Raw genomic sequence first — 20,463 nt, forward strand, 5'->3', positions numbered from 1 at the left:
GCGCTTCGGTCGGCATCCTCGGGCAAGAGAGATAGGGGCGCGCACATTACGGCGCCATTTCCGGTGCATGAAACTTTTGTAATGTTTGCGGGCCGCCGCCGCCTTCAGTCCCGGTGCAAAATAGTGTCCAGCTCCGCCTGCTCCTCGGCGGTCAACGCATTGGTTGCCGTCGAACGGCGCGACCGGGCGGTCAATACTATGAAAATCCCGCCGGCAAAGAGCAGAAACACCGGCGTACCCCACAACAGCGCATTGCGCAGGCTGAAGCGCGGCTTCAACAGCACGAACTCGCCGTAGCGGGAAACGATGTAGTCTATCACCTGCCGGTCGGTGTCGCCGGCGACGAGGCGCTGGCGCACCAGCACGCGCAGGTCGCGGGCAAGGTCGGCATCGGATTCGTCGATCGACTGGTTCTGGCAAACCATGCAGCGCAGCTGCTCCGAAAGCGTCCGCGCCCGCGCCTCGAGCGCCGGGTCGGCCAGAACCTCGTCGGGCTTCACCGCAAGTGCGGCGCCGGCAAACAACAGCGTCAGCAGCAAGACTAGGGAGGCCAGTGAAAATCTTGCGGTCATAGCAGGCTCGCGGAAGGTACGGCGCCCGCCGTCTTGCGACGGCGGGACGGTGCCCCGACGCGCAGGCGCCGGTCCATGAGCGACATCGCGGCACCCGCCATCATGACAAGGCCGCCACCCCAGATCAGCGTCACCAGCGGCTTCCACCACAGCCGCACCACGACGGAACCGTCGGTCCCCTCGTCGCCAAGCGAGAGATAGAGCTGGCTGAAACCGATCGTCTTGATACCGGACTCGGTCGTCGTCATCTGTCGGACCGGATAGGAGCGCTTGGCGGAGGTGATTACAGCGGTAGTGCTTCCATCGGCGCCGAGCAGAGCGAAGCGGCCGCGATCCTCGCTATAGTTAGGTCCCTGGGCCGGATAGAGCCCTTCGAAACGCAGCGTGTGGCCGGACAGTTGCACGGTCTCGCCAGCATGCATCGACAGGATCTTCTCGGTGCCGAAGCAAAGCGTGCCGACGATGCCCAGCGTCGTCAGCCCGAGGCCAAGATGGGCGAGTGCGGTGCCGAAGACCGAACGCGGCAGGCCGGCGAAGCGCCTGAGCATGACGCCGGGCGCGACAGTGCCGAAGCCGGACTTGACGGCAATATCGGTGAGCGCGCCGCAGATCAGCCAGAAGGCCAGGCCGACGCCAAGTGCCGCGAACACCGAGGCGCCATCGATGAACAAGGCCGTTACCAGAACGGCCAGAAGCGCTGCGGCGAAGGCCGCCATCAGGCGCTGGGCGACGGCGAAGATGTCGCCGCGCTTCCAGGCCAGCAGTGGTCCGAACGGGACCACGACCAATAGCGGCACCATCAGCGGTCCGAATGTCAGGTTGAAGAACGGCGCGCCGACCGAAATTTTATCGGCTGAAACGGCCTCCACCGCCAACGGATACAATGTGCCGATCAGCACGGTGGCAGTGGCCGTGGTCAGGAACAGGTTGTTGAGGACCAGCGCTCCTTCGCGCGAGATCGGATGAAACAGGCCGCCGGCCGTCAACCTCGAGGCGCGCAGGGCGAACAACGCCAACGATCCGCCGATGAACAGTGTCAGGATGCAGAGAATGAACACGCCTCGCGTCGGATCGGTGGCGAAGGCGTGGACGGAAGTGAGCACGCCTGAGCGCACCAGGAAGGTGCCGAGCAGCGACAGCGAGAAGGTCAGGATCGCCAGCAACAGTGTCCATATCTTCAGGGCCGAGCGCTTTTCCATGACGATCGCCGAATGGAGCAGCGCCGTGCCCCCCAGCCAAGGCATGAAGGAGGCGTTCTCGACCGGATCCCAGAACCAGAAACCACCCCAGCCAAGTTCGTAATAGGCCCAGTAGGAACCCATAGCGATGCCGCCGGTCAGGAACATCCAGGCGACCAGCGTCCATGGCCGCACCCAGCGGGCCCACGACGCGTCGATGCGGCCTTCTATGAGGGCGGCGACCGAGAAGGAAAAGCAAATCGAGAAGCCGACATAGCCGAGATAGAGCAGCGGCGGATGGATGGCGAGGCCGAGATCCTGCAGGATCGGATTGAGATCGCGGCCCTCGATCGGCGCCGGATTGAGCCTGGCGAACGGGTTTGACGTCGCCAGGATGAACAGGAAAAAGGTGGCGCCGATCGCCCCTTGCACGGCCAGCACATTGGCTCGAAGGGTCGCGGGAAGATTGCGGCCGAAAGCCGCGACGAGGGCGCCGAAAAAGGTCAGGATCAGCACCCAGAGCAGCATCGAGCCCTCGTGATTGCCCCAAGTGCCGGTGATCTTGTAGATCAGCGGCTGCAGCGAATGCGAGTTGTCCCAGACGTTGGCCACCGAAAAATCGGACGTCGCATAGGCTATGGCCAGCGCCGCGAAGGACAGAGCGGTCAAGGTAAAGCCGGTCACCGCGACCGGACCGCCGACGGCCATCATCTTCTGGTTGTTCATGTGCGCGCCGAACATCGGCACCAGCGTCTGCACCAAAGACAGCGCGAACGCCAGGACCAGCGCGAAATGTCCGGTTTCAACCATTGTGGCGCCCGCCAGGTTTTTGTTTTGCCACAGGTTCTTGCCGCAAAACCGTGAGACACTTTTGCGGAACCTGCTTAGTCACTCTTGCTCTCCTGCCACACGCCCTTGGACTTGAGGCCGTCGGCCACCTCCTTAGGCATGTAGTTCTCGTCGTGCTTGGCCAGCACGCTGTCGGCGACGAAGACGCCGTCCGGGCGAAACATGCCTTCTGTGATGACGCCCTGCTCCTCACGAAAAAGGTCGGGAAGAATGCCGGTGTAGGTGACCTTGACCTGCTTCTGGTTGTCGGTCACCGAAAAAGCGACGGTAGCCCCCTGACCGCGCTCGATCGTGCCTTTTTCGACGAGGCCGCCGAGCCTGATACGCTGCCGAGGCTGCAGGTTGGCGGTGGTCAGATCGGCGGGCATGTAGAAGTAGGAGGCCTTCTGGCCGATCGCGTAGAAGGTCAGGCCGGTGGCGGCACCGAGGAAGGCCAACCCTCCGGCGATCACCGACAGTCTTTTCTGCTTGCGCGTCATGTTCTACTCCGTCGCCGTCAGGCCGAGCGAGACGGCAAAGGCGGTGAATTTCTTCGCTTCCTCACTATCTGAGCCAAAAACGGCGATACCGCGATTGAGCGCGTCGCGTGCTTGATCGGCCTTGCCCAGCACGACATAGGAACGAATAAGCTGCATCCATCCTTCCGCATCGCGCGGGTTTTGCCGAAGTCTTTCATCAAGTCCCGCAACCATGGTGTTGATCATCGCTTCCCTGTCCTGCGGCGACATCGACGAGGCTGCATCGACATTCGCGGCGTCCGGGCCTTTTGCAGGCACTCCCGACGCGACGTTCTGCTTGGCGGATTCGGCCAGTGCCTGCTCGACGGCGCCGCGCCAGGCTGAGTCCTGCGGCAAGGCCGCAAGCATTTTCTGCCAGACAGCTGTGGCCTCCTCAGTGCGGCCTTCCTGCGCCATGCCCATCGCCAGATAAAAGCTGGCCTTCGGGTTTGCCGGATCGAGCTTCAGCGCCGCCTCGAAGGCGGCCTGAGCGTCGGCCGAGACTATGCCGCCCGCTGCGCTGGCGATCGCCTCGCCGAGGCCGGCCTGGCGGGCAGCACTGTCGCCGTCTAGGCGAATGGCGTTCCGGTACGCCGTCACCGCGTCGGAAAACCGCTGCATGCGCAGATAGACCGGCGCCAGAACGCCCCAACCCCTGCCATCGGACGGATTCGCGGCAAGGTGAGCCTCGGCGCGTGCCACCAGTTCCTCCACCGAACTGTCGGCGGGATTCTTGGCCAGTCGCTCGCTGAGCGGCTGCGACGGCAGATCGGGCGAGCCGAGCTGGCTGTACAAGCCCCAACTGACCAGCGGAACCGCCAGGACCGCGGCCGTCGCAACCAGCCTGGTCGCCATTGACGGCTGCCGCGCCGCTGACTTGTCGGCGGCATTGTCAAGTCGAAGGATGCGGCGGGCGATCTCCGCACGCGCCTCTTCGGCCTCCGCCGGCTGGATCAGGCCACGCGTCACGTCCAGGTCAAGCTCGGACAACTGGTCGCGATAGACTTCAAGGTCATGATCGCTGCTCGCCGAACCACCCTTCGAGCCGCTGGCCAGCGGTATCAGAACCGCCAGGCTTGCACCCAGTGTGAGAATGGCAGCTATGACCCAGAACAGCATGCTTATTCCAATAACGGCAGAGCCCTGCCCTGCCAACACAGGGGTCCTGCGACGCTTTGACGGCAGGAGCGTCGCATGTCCTTGATTGATGTCAACCGGAGCATTCGACCGGTCGTTATGTCAGTGGCGTCCAGCTGCCATCGGCGTTGCGGCAAGCGGTTCCGCGCGCGGTGGTGCCGGCGGCGCCGGTAAAGACTGTATGGGTGTATTGCCGGCAGTCCTGCGAGCCGACACGATAGGGCTGGGCGGGCACGACTTCACCGTAATGCGCCGACCGATCGCTCTTCCACCTCACCTTCTGGCCGCTCGCGGTGTACTCCAGCGCCCTGTATTCCGCTTCCAGCGCCTTGCGCTTTTCGGGATCGCTCAAACCGGTACCGATCGATCCGCTGACGAGGCCGCCCCCCATGGCGGAAATGATCGTCGTCGCGATCTTGCCGTCACTTTGCGGCGTGGCGGCCGGCTGCGGCGCCACCGTGGAGCCAGGGCTCCTGCCCAGCGTCGTGCAGCCGGAAACGGCCAGCAGTGCGGAAACGAGCGCGACGCGAATCTTCATGCCAACAACCAGTTTTCTTGAGTTAGAGCTGGGCCGCGCCATCGGGGGAAGTCGGCGTGGCCATAGTGTCGATGTTTGTCGGAAATTTGGCCACGGCCGACGGCTCCGGGACCAGTCGACATGCCGCAATATCACGCACGGTCGATCAATGTCGACTAGCCCAGCAAAAGCATAAGTCTAGTGAAGGCTCCGCAATCGAACCACCGCCTTCAACCCGCCCATGCTCGACCGTTCCAGAGCCAGAACGCCGCCATACTCGTTGACCAGGTCGGCGACAATGGCAAGTCCAAGCCCGGTCCCCGGCTTTGTCTCGTCGAGCCGCCGTCCGCGCTTCAGCGCCTCGCGCGCCTTGTCTTCGGGAATGCCCGGGCCGTCATCTTCGATGCTGATCTCGAACAGATCGACAGCACCCTCCTTGCCGACGCCACCCTTCTTGCCGGAGATCGGCGCCACCGACACGGCGACCGCGCTCTTTGCCCATTTCATGGCGTTGTCGAGCAGATTGCCAAGCAATTCTTCCAAATCCTCGCGTTCGCCGGCAAAGACGATATCGACTGCGGGCAGCGACAGCGAGAGAGCGGTCTGCGGGTTGAGTTTTTGTAGCACGCGGACCATGCGCTGGACCAGCGGCGCCACCGGCGTGCGGTAGACGACGCTGTCGCGTTGTGCCGCAACGCGGGCGCGCTGCAGATAATGGTCAACCTGCTTCTGCATCGAGGCGGCCTGCTCGGCTATGAGCTGGCCCTTGGCGCCGCCGAGCGCCCGCCCCTCATTGATCAGCACCGCCAGCGGCGTCTTCAGCGAATGGGCGAGGTTGCCGACCTGCGTCCGTGAGCGCTCGACAATACGCTTGTTGTTTTCGATCAGCGCGTTGGTCTCGTTGGCGAGCGGCTCGATCTCGGCCGGGAAGCGACCGTCGAGCCTTTGCGCGGTTCCTTCGCGCACCATAGCGAGAGCGTTCCTGACCCGGCGCAATGGCTGCAGGCCCAACAGGATCGCGATGGCGTTGATGGCGATCATGCCGACGCCGAACAGGGAAAGATAGGTCAGCAGGCGACGCTGGAAGGCGCCTATTTCCTGCTCGAGCTCGGTCTTGTTGCCCATGACACGGAAGCGCGCTGCGCGATTTTTCGCGTCGAGAACGAATTCGCTCTCGAACACTTCCAGTTCCTCGCCATCGATGCCTTCTGTCGCATAGCTGCGCTGGAAGCTGGCATTGAAAGGAACCTCGGCGACGCTCGGCGACAGGATCGCCTCGGTCATCGAGGAGGAGTGCAGCTCACCGCGTACGCCTCCCGACGCAGGCTCCACCGACCAGTACCAGCCGGAATTCGGCTCCGAGAACCGGAGGTCGCCAAGGTCGGGAGCGCCGGTCAGCGAACCGCCTTCGGACACGCCGACCGAGCCGATCAGATTGAACAGATGCGCCGACAACAGGCTGTCGAAACCGCGCTCGCTCGCCTGGCGATAGAGGGTCGTGATCAGCGTGAAGATGACAATCAGGGTGAGTATCGCCCAGACCGTGGAAAAGGCAATCACCCGGAACGCCAGCGAACGCGGCCAGAACCGCAATGAAAGCGGCGTTCTTGCAGTCTGTTTGAGCGGTTCCGCCTTACGCCTCCGGCTCACGCATTCGATAGCCCATGCCGCGAACGGTTTCTATCATGTCGATGCCCATCTTCTTGCGAAGCCGCCCGACAAAGACCTCGATTGTGTTGGAATCGCGGTCGAAATCCTGATCGTAAAGATGCTCGACCAGTTCGGTCCGGGACACGACCTCGCCCATATGGTGCATCAAATAGGCAAGCAGGCGGAATTCGTGCGACGTCAGCTTCAGCGGCACACCGTCGACATCGGCCTTGGAGGCCTTGGTGTCGAGCCGCAACGGCCCGCAGGTCAACTCGGACGACGCATGGCCGGCCGCGCGCCGGATCAGCGCTCGGACCCTGGCCAGCACCTCTTCGATGTGGAACGGCTTGGTGACATAATCGTCGGCGCCGGCGTCGATGCCGGATACCTTGTCGCTCCAGCGATCGCGCGCCGTCAGAATCAGGACCGGCATCTTGCGGCCGCCGCGCCGCCAGCGCTCGACCACGCTGATGCCGTCCATCTGCGGCAAGCCAATGTCGAGCACGACGGCATCATAGGGTTCGGTGTCGCCGAGGAAATGCCCCTCCTCACCGTCGAAAGTTCGGTCGACGACATAGCCGGCATCGACCAGCGCGTCCGATATCTGCCGGTTAAGATCCTTGTCATCTTCGACAACGAGTACGCGCATGCGGGGATCATACCTGTTGAAGAACTGGCCTGTTGAAGAGCTGCCCTATTTGGGAGGCTGCCCTGTCGAGAAACTGGGCGTCATCTATAGGCCGATTCCAGCGCCTGGGAAACGGCAGGGATCAGTTCAGCGGAACGACGATCTCGGTGCGGCGCGGACGCTGCCCGTCCTTGCCCGGGACCAGCACGACGATGACGCAGACCGGCTGGCCACCGCGCGTCGACTGCGACGCCTTGGCCAGCGTGCCGCCATTCTGCTCGGCAACCTGCTGACCGATCGCGTAGCAGTCGGAGGCAGCCAGGACGATCGGCCGGTTCTGCTCGGGCACGACGACCGGCAGCGCCGTCGCCTGCGACGCAAACAGACCGGCAGCGCAGAGCGCCAGTGTCGCGGTTCGGAAATGGGAGCGAAACGTTTTCATGATCAGCGTCCTAACGCATCGGTGCTGAACGTGAAATGAACAGTGAACGCCTGCAACACATGCCTATCTCACCCCCCTGAAACGCGAGACAACCGACCCCTATGATTCGCCGCCCTAACCCGGCAAACTCATCCAAGTGCCAGTCTAGACTGTGTTGCAGCCATATTGAAAGCGCGTCAGGCGTTTTCTTCCGTCACGGCGCGAAAGCGCAGCAGCCCGTGACAGGCTGAAAGATCCTCGTCGTAACGGGCCTCGGTGAATTCGAGCCTGAGATTGGCGCGGTGATGTTCGTCGAGCGCGAGCGCCGCATCCTGGAGGCGTGTGCTGACTAGGTCCATCGCATCGAGCATTTCTTTCCTGGCCTCGGACTTCGACCAGAAATGCAGCGTGAAAAGCTGCTCGGCATCGTTCTCCATGCCTGTTGTCCAGTCGTAGACGCTGGTCCGGCCGTAGGTGACATAGGGAAACGGAACGTTTTCCGGGACATGGTCAAACAGTTTTGCGCCGCCCAAGGCCGCTGACAGAAAACCGTCACCGTTCAGCGCTTCGAACAAGGCCTTCTGCAACGCGGCAGCCGGCGCGGTCATTGTGTTCTCCCCTCGCCCGTCACGGCTGAACAGGCCTTTGTGCCGTCAGCGATTCCTGCTTGCAACGTAGCCGCGTTGAATTTCTGGCGCCAGATCACGGGATTTCCAAGGCCCCGATCGCGCGGACCGTCGGAATTATCGAAAATCGGCTGCGGTCAGCACATACATGCTTTTGCCCGTACGGGCATAAGCATTCCTTGCGACGTCATGTATGGGACCGACGGCCGAATCGAAAGCGGCGAGATATGTGACTTCGGCTGTCGCCGTCCCAGGCGGTGCCGTCGAGATGGCGGCTGCATCGACAAAGAAAGAAATCTGGGATATGCCGTCATAGCCGACGAAGCGGATCCGTCGGCTCGCCTCGTCGTAGCTTCGGCTTAGGTTTGGAAATGTCAGGCTCATGACTTGACTGCCGTTAAGCGGCTCCTGCCTTCTTGACTGCCGCCCGCTTTTTCTTGGGAGCGACGGGATTGAGGGCTTCCGCCGCGCGGTCGGCCTCTTCCTTGGCCAGCCGCAGCGCCCGCAACCTTTGGGTCTTAATGGTCCTGGCCTTGGCCTCGGAAACATATTCGGCCGTAGCCTGGTTTCGCTCCGCAGTTTTCTTCTGCTTCTCCATGAAGCGCGCTTCAGCCTTTTCTGTGATACTTTGATTGAATTCCGCCATCGATAAAATATCCCTTTTTGACCGAGGTGATGAAATTGCAATTCCCTCCTAAAATAGGAGCTCTGAGCAAAAAATTCAATTTCCGAGCTATCTTTGATCGCCCAGATTCGTAAAAATAAACTGCGGAATAATACTATTCGATAGTTTCCACCAGCCTATGAACATTTTTGAGCCATCGGCTCTGAAGAGGTGAGCGGTGGCACCTCACGTGCGCTGGCAGCAACCGCGTCCCCTTTGACGCAGTTACTGAATTAGATCACGACACCGGTGCTGCGCCACCCTCTTCCGTGCGCCGCGCGATGAATTCGTCGAGAACACCTGATGTAGCAGCGGCGGAAGCCGGCGGCCGAAAATCGGCAAGCAGCCGTTTCCAGATGCCGGTCGCGCGCTCCGTGGCGGTTCTTGACCCGGCCTGCGTCCAGTTGCCGAAATTCGACCAGTCGGCGACCAGCGGCTCGTAGAATGCGGTGCGGTAGCGCGCCATTGTGTGCCCGGCCGAGAAGAAATGCCCACCCGGCTGCACTTCAGCGATAGCCTCAAAGCCGATCGCGTCCTCGTCGCCGGGCGTCGCCGCGCAGAGTTCGGCGACCGTCTGCAGCGCCTCGACATCGGTGATCAGCTTCTCGAAAGAGACGCTCAAGCCGCCTTCGAGCCAGCCAGCGGCATGGATGCAGACCGTTGCACCCGCAAGCACCGAGCCCCACAGCGCGAACTGCGTTTCGTGGGCCGCCTGCGCGTCCGATATGTTGGCGGCGCTGCCGCCGCCGGACCGCCAAGGAAGACCGGTGAAGCGAGCAAGCTGACCGGCGCCGAGCGTCGCCTTGACGTGCTCCGGCGTGCCGAACGCCGGCGCCCCCGACTTCATGTCGACATTGGAGGAGAACGAACCATAGACGACCGGCGTACCCGGCCGCACGATCTGGGCCAGCGTCAGCCCGGCCAGCGCTTCGGCGTGCTGCAGCGTAAGCGCGCCGGCCACAGTGATCGGCGCCATCGCGCCGGCCAGGCAGAAGGGCGTGATGATCAACACCTGCCCTGCCCTGGCAAAGTCGATGATGCCTTGCGCCATCGGAATGTCGAGCTGGCGAGGCGAATTGGTGTTGATGACGGTGTAGCAATGAGCGCCCGAACGGAATTCGTCCTCCGACAGGCCGCGCGCCAGCCGTAGCATCTCGAAGCCGTCCTCCACCTGCGGCGTGCCGCGCGCGAAGACGAACGGCAACTTGTCCGACAGCGTCAGCTGCGCGCGGTTGACTGCATAGTGGCGGAAGCGGTTGTCGATGTCCTGCGGCTCGATGCAGGGTCCCAGCATGTGCAGCACGTCGAAATGCTGCACCAGGCGGATGAAATCCTCGAAAGCGGCAAGCGTTCCCGGCCGCCGGCCGTGCTCTAGATCGGTGACGTTCGGCGCCCCGGATCCCGCCAGAAACGTCATCGAGCCGAGCTCGAGCGTCAGGTCGCGGGCACGGTCGCCGGCGTGGACACGGATCGATTTCGGCGCCGAAGCTAGTGCCGCCGCGACGATATCGCGGCCGATGCGCACCATCTGGTTGTCCTCGTCGACCAGCGCACCGGCACGAGCAAGAATGGTGCGCGCCTCCGGCAGCAGCACCTTGACGCCGAGTTCCTCGAGCACGCGCAGCGCCGTGTCGTGGATCGCGGCGACCTGGCCGACCGAAAAGATCGGCTGCGGCAGGAACGGGTTCTTCAGCGAACGATAGTCCGGTCGGCGGCTGGTCTCGCTGCCGGCCTCGCCGGTTCGTCCGCGCCTGCGTTCGCGCCTGAGATCACGTGCGGCGTCATCGATCATGGCGGATACTCCTCATTGCCGTACGCTTGCAGTATTGCCCTGCCTTGGGGATCGTAGGGAGAAGCCGCGATGACGCGCGCCGGCCGCTCGGCCCAGTTCGTTGGAGCGGGCAGGATACTTGTACTGTACATATGTGTCTAGTACGATTGTATGCAGCTCGCCTCATGCCTATTGTGCGGCCATGATCATGATTGCTCCGCAGGACGAGCCGGCGCCCGGCAACATCAAGGTGACGCGCTGGGACTGGATCAATCTTGCGCTCCGGACATTGATTTCAGACGGCATCGAAAGCGTGCGCGTGCTGCCGCTCGGCCAGAAGCTCGGTGTTTCGCGCTCAAGCTTCTACTGGTACTTCGAGAGCCGTCAGGATCTGCTCGACCAGTTGCTTGCCCATTGGCGGGACACCAACACCAGGGCGCTCGTCGAACGCGCGCAGCGGCCGGCCGAAAGCATCATCATGGGCGTCATGAACGTGTTCGAATGCTGGGCGGACGAGCGCCTGTTCGATCCCAGGCTCGACTTCGCCATCCGGGAATGGGCGCGTCGCTCCGACGACGTTCGCCGGGCCATCGACCAGGCCGACAATGACCGCCTCGGCGCGATCCGCGACATGTATCGCCGGCATGGCTACGATGATGAGGATGCCTTCATCCGCGCCCGCGTGCTCTACTACATGCAGATCGGTTACTATGTGCTCGACCTCAAGGAACCGGTCGAGGCGAGAGTCAGTCATCTCGCTGCCTATCTGCGCAGCTTCACCGGCCAGGAGCCAAGCGACGCCCATGTGGCGCATTTCATGCGCTTTATCGCCGCGCGGTAATATTGAAAGCGGTGCGAGTGGCAAGCTCTAATCTCGTATCGACGAACTGTACCGCGAAAGCCTCACTCGCTCTTGTGAGCCGGGCCAAAATGGACGAATAGTCTTGGCTGGCGCGCCGCCCTGAAATTGCCCGCAAGCAGTTTCTCAGTGGGAGGCGTAGCCGCAGCCGGATTCTGGAATGGCCAGTCCTTTGAAACCACGCAAGAGAAGAGGTCCGATTGCCGCACGACTGTTGGCGGCAGATGCGTGGTTCGATTCCTCGCTCTATGAGATCGGCTTCAAGGCACGCCGGTTCTGGGAAGCGGCCACCATTTTTTTCCGGCGCTTCCGCGTCTCCGGCTGGCGCCGCGGCATCATCGAACTGTTGAGCGAAGGTTTCACGCTCGGCGCCGGCGGCATCGTCGTCATGCTGGCGCTTGCCTTGCCGGCCTTCCAGGAAACCGCTGGCGATTGGCGTGCCCAGGGCGATTTCGCCGTCACCTTCCTCGACCGCTATGGCAACGAGATCGGCCAGCGCGGCATCATCCAGCGTGATTCGGTGCCGGTCGACGAGATGCCCGACCAGGTCATCAAGGCGGTGCTAGCCACCGAGGATCGGCGTTTCTTCGATCACCACGGCATTGATGCGCTCGGCCTTTCGCGCGCGATCTTCGCGAATGTGCGGGCGAATTCCGTGGTGCAGGGCGGCTCGAGCATCACCCAGCAGCTGGCCAAGAACCTGTTCCTGACCAACGAACGGACGCTGGAGCGCAAGGTCAAGGAAGCCTTCCTGTCGCTGTGGCTTGAGGCAAATCTGTCGAAGAAGGAGATCCTGCAGCTCTATCTCGACCGCGTCTATATGGGCGGCGGCACCTTTGGCATCGAAGCGGCCGCCGATTTCTATTTCGGCAAAAGCGTCAAGGATCTGAACCTCGCCGAAGCAGCTATGCTGGCCGGCCTGTTCAAGGCACCGACCAAATATGCGCCGCATATCAACCTGCCTGCTGCCAGGGCGCGGGCCAATGTGGTGCTGTCCAATCTCGTCGAGGCAGGCTTCATGAGCGAGGGTCAGGTGCTGCAGGCGCGGCTGCATCCGGCCGAAATCGTCGACCGCGGCGAGCAGAAGAGCCCGGATTACTACCTCGACTGGGCATTCGAAGAGGTCAAGAAGATCGCGGCGAAGTCCGGCCAGCATTCGCTGGTCGCTCACACCACTTTCGATGCCAACATCCAGAAGGCGGCGGAAGAATCGATGGAGTTCCATCTCCGCCAGTTCGGCAAGGAATACAACGTCACCGAAGGCGCCATGGTCGTCATCGAAACCAACGGCGCAGTCAGGGCGATCGTCGGCGGCCGCGACTACGGTGCCAGCCAGTTCAACCGCGCAACCAAGGCGCTGCGCCAGAGTGGCTCATCGTTCAAACCTTATGTCTATGCGACGGCGATGGAGCACGGCTTCACGCCGGACTCCGTCGTTTCCGGCGGGCCGATCTCCTGGGGCGGCTGGTCGCCTCACAATTACAATGGCGGATCGGCCGGCAATGTCACGCTGATCACGGCGATGGCCAAATCGATCAACACCGTGCCGGTGCGGCTGGCCAAGAATCATCTCGGTATCAAGCCGATCAAGGCGATGGCGGAAGCCATGGGCGTCGAATCGCCGCTCGAATCGCACAAGACGATGGTGCTCGGCACATCGGGCATGACCGTGATGGACCAGGCGACAGGCTATAGCGTGTTCGCCCAGAACGGCTTTGTCGGCTCTCGGCATGGCGTCACCCAGCTGGTTACTCGTACCGGCGAGGTGGTTTACGATTTCGCCAAGGATGCGCCGCCGCCGCACCGTGTGCTCTCGGAACAGGCGCTGAAATATATGAACACCATGCTGGCGGCGGTGCCGGTGATGGGTACGGCGCGGCGCGCTGCCCTTCCCAATATCGTTTCGGCCGGCAAGACCGGCACCACGCAGTCTTACCGCGACGCCTGGTATGTCGGCTTCACCGGCAACTACACGGCTGCCGTGTGGCTCGGCAATGACGACTTCACCACGACCAACAACATGACCGGCGGCTCGCTGCCGGCGATGGTTTGGCAGCGGCTGATGGTCTATGCGCACCAGAATATCGACCTCAAGCCGATCCCCGGTCTCGATCACCCCTTCGTCGACGAGGAGATCGCCGCCAAGGCCGAGGAAGCGGAAAAGAAGAATGCCGAGCAGGCAGCGGCCGACGCCGCCTCCGAGCGCCCGCCGGTGCTGTCCAGCCAAACCACGCGGGCGCTCAGGGACATCACAAGATTGTTCCAGTCGGCGCCCGTCCTCCAGGCGCCTGCGACGCCGGAGACCATGTCGGCGCTTTGATGCCGGCACACGGGCCAGGCCACCCTCGCGCCGGCAATTCCACAGAGGTCCGCTTGCCATGGCCCCCTCCCCCGCGATATCCCCGAGCGCACTCCTTTTTCCCCCGGCTCTTCATGCTCAAGAACGCATTCCTGACGCTCCTCGCGCTTGCCATAGCCATCGGCGGCGGCGGCGGCAGCGTCTGGTACGCTCTCAAGACGCAGGATGGCATCGGCGCGATCAGGATCGGCCCATGGACGGCGTTCCCCGATATCGGCACGCGGGCGGCGGATCCTTATTCGAAAGCGCGCGTGGCGCGCGAGGGTGTCCTTGCACTCGGGCAGACAGAAGGCCTGTCCTTTATCGCCGAACGCGATTCCGGCGGCGAACAATTGAAACGCCAATGCGCCTATGAGATCGAAGGCGGATTTCCCACAGCCCGGTTCTGGACCCTCTATGCCGCCGATGAATCGCTCGGCGTGATCGAGACCGGAAAACCAAGGCTTGCGGCACTTCAATCCTACCAGGTGCTGCGCCAGCCCGACAATTCGGTGGCGATTTCCGTCAGCAACCGCCCCGCACCAGGCAACTGGCTGCTTTCCGACGGCTTCGGCCGGATGTATTTCGTGTTGACATTCTACGACACGCCGGTCGCCAGCAGCACGGGTCTTTCGGATATCACGTTGCCGCAGATCCTGAAGGTCGGCTGCAATGCGTAGGCTGCTACACGCGATCCTGCTCGGCCTGCTTGGCGCCGGCATCGTGCACATCGTCGTGCTGCTGCTCGTTCCGGAATTTTCCGAACGTGATGCGTGGTCGCGGCTGGCCATGGCATCGGACCTCTATAAGATGACCAGGCTGGATGCAGAGGCCGGCGGGACGCCGGTGGTGAAATCCGTCGATCCGCTGTTTTATGCTGCGGCTTGCCGGTTCGATCTGTCCGAAGGGATGGTTCGGGTGAAGGCACCGGGAAACGTCCCGTTCTGGTCCGTATCGGTCTATGACCGCAGCGGACATAACATCTATTCCTTCAACGACCATAGTGCGACCGGAAGGGTGCTGGACAGTATCGTACTGACGCCGGCCCAGATGATCGAGATCCGCAAGGATCTCCCGGAGGAATTGCAAGGAGCAATCTTCGTCGAGGCGCCCATCGACGAAGGCATGTTCGTCATCCGCTCGTTCGTGCCCGATGACAGCTGGAAGCCGATCGTGTCGCGGTTTCTCGAGCGGAGTTCCTGCGAACTGCAGGGCTACTGACGTCAACCGAAGTATGCGGCGGCCGGTTTCCAGCCTGCAGCGATTCAAAGTTAGAGCCTCTTGTACGCGCCGAACAGGGCGCGCGGCGCGCTTTCAAAGTGTTAGAGCATCCTTTGCGCGTCGGACCGGGCCGCGGCGCTCATTCAAGGTGTTTCCTTTGCGCGCGCCCAGCAGGGCGCGCGGCGCTCTAATGATGCGGAACAGGCATCGTCCCCGACGATCCCGGCATCGTCCTCGACGAGCCCGGCATCGTCCTTGACGAGCCCGGCTTGTCCGGATCGGCGCCTGGCCGCATTTCGCCCGTCCGTGGCTCGTAGCGGACGCCGGGGAAAATGATCACCGCTGCCGGCGTTCCGGTGTTTCGTTCTGCTCGATTGGTTGCCGCCGTTCGCGGCACGAAAGACAGTACCATGCCCATGGTTCGTGCATTCCTCTCGGTTGCCCCGGAGCACAACGCAACGCCTCCAATCTGATTAAGGACGGTAGTAGGTTAACGGAACGCTAACGGATCGCCGCTAATTTGATGTTTGTTCTGAGGTCAGGAATTCCTGACCCGAGGCAAATGCGAAACCGACACAGTCCCGGTCGAGCATGGTCCAGATTGTGTCGAGTATCGGGCGTATCCTTCGTGTCAGCTTCGGATTTCAGGCAAATCGCTATACGGGCTGAATCGGGAAAGGCCGAAAGGCTGTTCCGCGCCGCGGTGTCGGCGTTCTGTTCGCTCACCCGCCCTTCGCGCCGGGAGATCGCGCAACTTGAGGATTTGACGCTTCCGCTTTTCGCCAATGTGTCGATCGAATCGCGCCGCTACGTCGCCGCCGCCCTTTCCGAATGCGAATATGCGCCCGCTGCGCTAGTCCGGCGGCTTTGCGAGGAGCCGGTCGACGTTGCCGCGCCATTGCTCATCCGCTCGTGCGCGCTCAGCGATATCGACCTGATCGCGCTGATCGGACGGCACGGCCTGCCGCATGCGCGCGCCATCGCGCGCCGCAAGGATCTGAACCCGACCATCGCCCAGCTGATCAGGGCGCTTGAAAAGCCGACGCTGGTGAGCGTGCGGCAGCCGGAGGCAATCGCCAAGACGGCGCCTGAAAGCGCCGAGATCGTCGCGCCCAGCCCCGACAGCCAGCAGGTGCCCGGCGCCGCCGCCGAGAATGCACGGCGCCGGCTGCGGTCGTTGATGCGTGCCGATGCTGAGAGCGGCGGCGCGACCGTCAATCCGTTCGCCGGCGCTGAAACCTATGTCAAACTGCGCGAGACGGCGCTGACCGGAAACGCCGCATTCTTCCAGACAGCACTGGCCGACGCGCTCGAAGTCGATTTTTCAACGGCGCGGGCGCTCACCGCAAACCAGAACTACACGTCGCTGCTGGCCGCCCTGCGCGCGCTTGATTTCGGCGAAGAGAGGGCGTTCCTGATCACCGCCGCCGTCTATCCCACAGAGTTTCCGCATCCGCAGGCCATCCGCATCTTTCTCGACCGCTACCGACTGCTGCATCGCGACGCTGCGCTGGACAGGCTACGCGGCTGGAAGGCGGAGATACTGTCGAAGGCCATTCGCAATGCCGGACCCATCTCGGCAAACGCCGACATCCGTAAAGCGGACAGCGATAATGCTGCCGCCAGGCCTAAGGCGCGTCACGTCTGAAAGAGATTCAAGCGAACGCTTTAAGCCTTTGTTTTCATCCCTAATCGTTAGAGCGACTTGACGGAAATAAACTCCTCGACGGGAGCAGCGCCGGCCTCGATCTCGACCACCCAGATGTCGGGATCGAATTTCTTCTCCCTTTCCAGTCGCGCGTCAAAGACGGCGGCATCGTCGCCGGCGCCGAGCAGACTGAAGAAACGGTCGTCGGGTTTCGCTGAATCGTAGCTCGTCTGCGGCGCCGGTCCAAACAAAGCAACCTCGCCCAGGCGGCCACGCGCCAGCACGAAGACGGCGCCGGCCTCAGTTGCGCCGCGCTTGACCACGGCGGCGAATCCGCCGGCGCCGAAAACCCGGCGCAATAGGGCCGACACCCACAGATCGGTGGTTACGCGCATTACAAAACTCCGGACGAGATCCGGATGCTGTTTAGCGAGGTTATCGCCGATCCGCGAGCGATCGCTTCGACTATTACTAGGCCAAAGCCTCAGTTGGTCAGGCCGATCTCGCGCATCTTGACGTAGACGACCTCGTCGGGCTCGCCGGTCTCCGGCAGCCCGAACAGCGACTGGAACTCCTTGATCGCTGCCTTGGTGCGGGCCCCGACCACGCCATCGAGCTGCATGTCGTCATTGCCGAATGCCTTCAGCCCGGCCTGGATTTTGATGATGCGGGCATCGGGTGCCTGCGCCGGCGCATCTGCCGGCGCCGAAGCGGAGACGGGAATTGCGGCCATGTCGTCCGGACGAGGTGCCGGATGCGGCACGACCGTCGAGGCGGTTGGCGTGGCGCCCAGTTGATCGAGCAGAACGCTGTCGATCTCGCCGGAAGCGTTGAGCCCGACTTTCTGCTGATAGGCTTGTATGGCCTTACGCGTGTTGAGGCCGGAAATGCCGTCGACGGTACCGGAATAAAAGTCCAGATCCTTCAATATGCCCTGGATCTGCTCGACGACCGGATCGCTCTTGATCGGAGCCGAGCCCGGCCGCACGATGTTGATGGTGGTTTCGGGTTCCTCGGCGCCGGCTCGAGGAAAGCCCTCGATGCTCCTGGTCGCGAAAAACGCGCCGGCATGAGGAAAAGGCTGATACCACAGGGCATTCGCCGAGACGTAGAACAGCGTCACCAGGAAGGCGGTCGAACCGCCGACCAGAACCGGATTGCGCGAGATCAGGCTGCCGACGGCGACCGCGCTACCTTGGAAGGCATTGCCACGGCGCTTGACCGCCTTAGGCTGTTTTGCGGAGCGAGCCATGCCTGTCCCCCTTCGTCTCCGCCTTGGCTGCAGGCATCGGCAGCACGCCGGGCTTGTCGGTCGAACGTCCCTTCGGTCCGTTCACCGGCAAGCTGATCGTGACCGTGGTGCCCTCGCCCGGCATGCTTTCGATCGACATCGTGCCCTCGTGCAGCGCCACAAGGCCCTTCACCAGCGACAGGCCGAGCCCGGTTCCCTCGAAGCGGCGCGTATAGTCGTTCTGGATCTGCATGAACGGCTTGCCGAGATTGGCAAAGTCTTCCTCGGCGATGCCGATACCGGTGTCCCTGACCCAGAAATGCAGTCGCGAGCCGATCCGCTTGGCGCCGACGACGACATCGCCGCCATCGGGCGTGAACTTGATGGCATTGGAGACTAGGTTGATGAGTATCTGCTGCACGGCACGACGATCAGCGTTTATCTCGCCTGCATCCGGTGCGATCTGAGCCTGCAGATCGATGTTCTTTGCCTCTGCCTGCAGCCGCATCATCGACTGGCACATTTCGACGGCTTCCACGAAACGGAACGGTTCCGGCTCGGTTGCGTAGGCGCCGGCTTCGATCCTCGACACGTCGAGTATCGAGGTGACGACGGCAAGCAAATGCTGGCCGGACTCCTTGACCAGACCGACATATTCCTTCTGGCGCGGATCCTTGAAGGTGCCGAACATCTCATGCAGCAGCATGTCGGAAAAACCGATGATGGCGTTCAACGGCGTGCGAAGCTCGTGGCTGACGACCGCCAGAAACCGTCCCTTCGCCACTTCGGCAGACGCGGCCGCCTCTTTCGCAGCGGCAAGCTCTTCGCGCAAGCCGGCGAGTTCGTCGTTTTCGCGCAGGACGAGCGTGAAGACATCCTCATGTTCCGCCCGCATCAGCTCAAGGGAAAACGGCCGGTAGTTGTCCGCCGTCGGGCCATGGCCGTTTTGCGGCAGCCGGACGCGAAGATCGAGCCGGCGCGCCGACGCGCCGTCGCGCATGTCGGCCAGGGCGCTGAGGTACGCGACGCGATCGGACAGATGGATACGGTCGAACAGGCCGGTTCCGAACAGCAGTTCCGGCTGCAGCTTCAGGATCGTGCGCGCCTTTGCCGACGCATCCAGAACCTCGCCATGCCTGCCGGCCCGCAGGACAACGGCGTCGATGATGTTCTCGAGCCGGTCATCGGTCGCCGGATCTAGCTGCGCGCCGGCCGGGCTGCCAAGTGCTGCGACGCGGGGAACCAAGGTGAGCGCCCAAGCCAGCGGCAGCAGCCAGTGCCAAGCAGCGGTTTCCGCCGGGCCGAACGGGAAAACAGAACCGGCAAAAGCCTGCAGCAGGATAGCGACAAATGCGGATGCGGCACCCCAGAGTGCTGCGCGACGAGACGCGCCGATCCACCAGGCTTCGAACGGCAGCGCCACGACAAGCATGGCGACCGGCGAGGCCATCCCCCCCGCCGCGGCAATGACACCGGCAAGAGCAAGACTGCCCATCACCAGGGCGACCTGGCCGGCGAACGCCATCTTGCCCGATGCTGCCACCAGCAAGGCAGCAAACCAGCAGAGGCCGAATGTCGCAAAGATCGCAGCCATGGTCACGGCCACGCCCATGCCCGAGGTAACCAGCGTGACTGCTGCACCTGCGGCAAAGAACGGAGCGGCCAGCATGACACCGATAAACCGCCCCTGGCACCGGCGGTCGTTCTTTCCGAGGATCGACGGATGAACCATACGTTCGCAACCGGCTGCCATCGCGCCGGGCAACTCAACGTATCTGGCCCTTATCGAACTCAACTCAACGCACTCGCACCTGGTCGTGAACAGCCCTGCTTCGCAGGTTGCTTTTGTTGATCTGAAACTCGCATCCAGCGTTTAAGGAATGGATAAGGCGGGACCGATCAATGCCCAGCCTGAGGGAAATATTGGGAGGCTGGCGCGGCAAAACCTTGGCAATTGCGGCCATAGTAAATGGAGCGTTATCCGGGCGGAGCGCCCTTTCGCCTCTGACAGTCGCCACCGGCACGCCGCGCTTCCGGGAAATAACTATGGAAAACAGGCAGATGGATGGTTAACGTTAAGTGAAGAAAATCGGCTGGATTTGAGACAAATCCATTGAAAAATACTTCGTTTCGAGTTTGCCTTAAATTTGAGGAAAATTTTCGCTGACCGGGCAAGCCGTCCTTCGCGCATCTGTGCCACTATCGTACCCACAAAGAGGTCATGCCGCACGAATGCATTATCCGGCACAGATGAGGGCATACAGATGGGCTTTCTGATCAGAATGGCTTTCTGGTTTTCGCTGGTGCTTCTGGCACTGCCGCTGAATGTCGGCTCTGACGAGACAGGCCACCAAAGCGTCGGGCCGATCCAGGCGTTGTTTGCGGCACGCGAAGCGGTCGGCGATATTGCCGGCATATGCGAGCGAAAGCCCGACGTCTGCGAGACCGGCAAGTCCGCAATGCACACGATCACCGCCCGGGCCAAGGAGACCGCCAAGATCGCGGCCGCCATGCTGGACGACAAGACCGCCGAACCCGACACGGCGACAATGACCGGCAGCGTGCCGGAAGACATCGTCTTACCGGCGAAAGTCCACTTGCCCGCGAAAGTCGAGTTGCCGGCGAAAAACTGAGATATTTTCCAGCGCATCTGTCA

At 62.4% G+C, this 20,463-nt stretch carries 21 protein-coding genes; 6 read left to right on the top strand and 15 right to left on the bottom strand.

Annotated features, from left to right (window positions below; translation table 11 throughout):
* Window positions 1-104: 104 nt before the first annotated feature.
* The 12 genes from ACWTU8_RS17210 to ACWTU8_RS17265 form a co-directional block, all read right to left on the bottom strand.
* Window positions 105-572: a cytochrome c-type biogenesis protein gene (locus ACWTU8_RS17210; protein WP_029354584.1), complete on the bottom strand. Its 468-nt coding sequence runs from the start codon at window positions 570-572 to the stop codon at window positions 105-107.
* Entirely contained in the window at window positions 569-2,560 is a 1,992-nt protein-coding gene (locus ACWTU8_RS17215; RefSeq protein WP_455849118.1) for a heme lyase CcmF/NrfE family subunit, read from the bottom strand. The genes ACWTU8_RS17210 and ACWTU8_RS17215 overlap by 4 nt, the downstream gene beginning before the upstream one ends.
* A gap of 74 nt (window positions 2,561-2,634) precedes the next feature.
* Window positions 2,635-3,078, bottom strand: a complete 444-nt coding sequence (gene ccmE / locus ACWTU8_RS17220) for a cytochrome c maturation protein CcmE (protein WP_455849119.1) — start codon at window positions 3,076-3,078, stop codon at window positions 2,635-2,637.
* Between the two features lie 3 nt (window positions 3,079-3,081).
* The gene (gene ccmI, locus ACWTU8_RS17225; RefSeq protein ID WP_455849120.1) at window positions 3,082-4,215 is read right to left on the bottom strand and encodes a c-type cytochrome biogenesis protein CcmI; all 1,134 of its coding nucleotides are present in this window, start codon (window positions 4,213-4,215) and stop codon (window positions 3,082-3,084) included.
* Window positions 4,216-4,330: 115 nt separating this feature from the next.
* Complete coding sequence (locus ACWTU8_RS17230) at window positions 4,331-4,771, bottom strand: hypothetical protein (RefSeq protein ID WP_029354590.1); 441 nt, start codon at window positions 4,769-4,771, stop codon at window positions 4,331-4,333.
* A gap of 177 nt (window positions 4,772-4,948) precedes the next feature.
* Window positions 4,949-6,400, bottom strand: coding sequence for an ATP-binding protein (locus tag ACWTU8_RS17235; RefSeq protein ID WP_455849121.1), 1,452 nt, complete (start codon window positions 6,398-6,400; stop codon window positions 4,949-4,951).
* Entirely contained in the window at window positions 6,384-7,049 is a 666-nt protein-coding gene (locus ACWTU8_RS17240; RefSeq protein ID WP_455849122.1) for a response regulator transcription factor, read from the bottom strand. The genes ACWTU8_RS17235 and ACWTU8_RS17240 overlap by 17 nt, the downstream gene beginning before the upstream one ends.
* A gap of 121 nt (window positions 7,050-7,170) precedes the next feature.
* Entirely contained in the window at window positions 7,171-7,470 is a 300-nt protein-coding gene (locus ACWTU8_RS17245; protein WP_455849123.1) for a hypothetical protein, read from the bottom strand.
* 176 nt (window positions 7,471-7,646) lie between these two features.
* Window positions 7,647-8,057, bottom strand: coding sequence for a DUF3168 domain-containing protein (locus ACWTU8_RS17250; protein ID WP_455849124.1), 411 nt, complete (start codon window positions 8,055-8,057; stop codon window positions 7,647-7,649).
* Between the two features lie 135 nt (window positions 8,058-8,192).
* The gene (locus tag ACWTU8_RS17255) at window positions 8,193-8,459 is read right to left on the bottom strand and encodes a DUF1488 domain-containing protein (protein ID WP_455849125.1); all 267 of its coding nucleotides are present in this window, start codon (window positions 8,457-8,459) and stop codon (window positions 8,193-8,195) included.
* A gap of 13 nt (window positions 8,460-8,472) precedes the next feature.
* Window positions 8,473-8,721: a hypothetical protein gene (locus ACWTU8_RS17260; protein WP_127313588.1), complete on the bottom strand. Its 249-nt coding sequence runs from the start codon at window positions 8,719-8,721 to the stop codon at window positions 8,473-8,475.
* Between the two features lie 256 nt (window positions 8,722-8,977).
* Complete coding sequence (locus ACWTU8_RS17265) at window positions 8,978-10,531, bottom strand: trimethylamine methyltransferase family protein (RefSeq protein WP_455849126.1); 1,554 nt, start codon at window positions 10,529-10,531, stop codon at window positions 8,978-8,980.
* 181 nt (window positions 10,532-10,712) lie between these two features.
* Between ACWTU8_RS17265 and ACWTU8_RS17270 the strand changes: the two genes are divergently transcribed.
* From ACWTU8_RS17270 to ACWTU8_RS17290, 5 genes are all read left to right on the top strand, one after another.
* Window positions 10,713-11,351: a TetR/AcrR family transcriptional regulator gene (locus ACWTU8_RS17270; RefSeq protein WP_287112959.1), complete on the top strand. Its 639-nt coding sequence runs from the start codon at window positions 10,713-10,715 to the stop codon at window positions 11,349-11,351.
* A 178-nt stretch (window positions 11,352-11,529) separates the two neighbouring features.
* Window positions 11,530-13,689 carry a transglycosylase domain-containing protein gene (locus tag ACWTU8_RS17275; RefSeq protein ID WP_455849127.1) on the top strand — a complete coding sequence of 720 codons (2,160 nt, stop codon included), beginning with the start codon at window positions 11,530-11,532 and terminating at the stop codon, window positions 13,687-13,689.
* A 113-nt stretch (window positions 13,690-13,802) separates the two neighbouring features.
* On the top strand, window positions 13,803-14,387 hold the full coding sequence (locus tag ACWTU8_RS17280; protein ID WP_128344419.1) for a DUF1214 domain-containing protein: 585 nt from the start codon (window positions 13,803-13,805) through the stop codon (window positions 14,385-14,387).
* The gene (locus ACWTU8_RS17285; protein WP_128344420.1) at window positions 14,380-14,928 is read left to right on the top strand and encodes a DUF1254 domain-containing protein; all 549 of its coding nucleotides are present in this window, start codon (window positions 14,380-14,382) and stop codon (window positions 14,926-14,928) included. Before ACWTU8_RS17280 ends, ACWTU8_RS17285 begins: the two co-directional genes overlap by 8 nt.
* Window positions 14,929-15,556: 628 nt before the next feature.
* Window positions 15,557-16,576, top strand: coding sequence for a hypothetical protein (locus tag ACWTU8_RS17290; RefSeq protein WP_455849128.1), 1,020 nt, complete (start codon window positions 15,557-15,559; stop codon window positions 16,574-16,576).
* A 47-nt stretch (window positions 16,577-16,623) separates the two neighbouring features.
* Here the strand turns inward: ACWTU8_RS17290 and ACWTU8_RS17295 are convergent, their stop codons facing one another.
* From ACWTU8_RS17295 to ACWTU8_RS17305, 3 genes are all read right to left on the bottom strand, one after another.
* Window positions 16,624-16,971: a DUF1491 family protein gene (locus ACWTU8_RS17295; protein WP_095519690.1), complete on the bottom strand. Its 348-nt coding sequence runs from the start codon at window positions 16,969-16,971 to the stop codon at window positions 16,624-16,626.
* Window positions 16,972-17,060: 89 nt separating this feature from the next.
* Window positions 17,061-17,828, bottom strand: a complete 768-nt coding sequence (locus ACWTU8_RS17300; protein ID WP_455849129.1) for a peptidoglycan-binding domain-containing protein — start codon at window positions 17,826-17,828, stop codon at window positions 17,061-17,063.
* The gene (locus ACWTU8_RS17305; protein WP_455849130.1) at window positions 17,803-19,539 is read right to left on the bottom strand and encodes an ATP-binding protein; all 1,737 of its coding nucleotides are present in this window, start codon (window positions 19,537-19,539) and stop codon (window positions 17,803-17,805) included. Before ACWTU8_RS17305 ends, ACWTU8_RS17300 begins: the two co-directional genes overlap by 26 nt.
* A gap of 532 nt (window positions 19,540-20,071) precedes the next feature.
* On the opposite strand from ACWTU8_RS17305, the gene ACWTU8_RS17310 reads away from it, so the two are divergent.
* Window positions 20,072-20,440 carry a DUF5330 domain-containing protein gene (locus tag ACWTU8_RS17310; RefSeq protein WP_065010478.1) on the top strand — a complete coding sequence of 123 codons (369 nt, stop codon included), beginning with the start codon at window positions 20,072-20,074 and terminating at the stop codon, window positions 20,438-20,440.
* Window positions 20,441-20,463: the final 23 nt, after the last annotated feature.

The sequence above is a fragment of the Mesorhizobium sp. BHbdii genome (assembly GCF_053848045.1).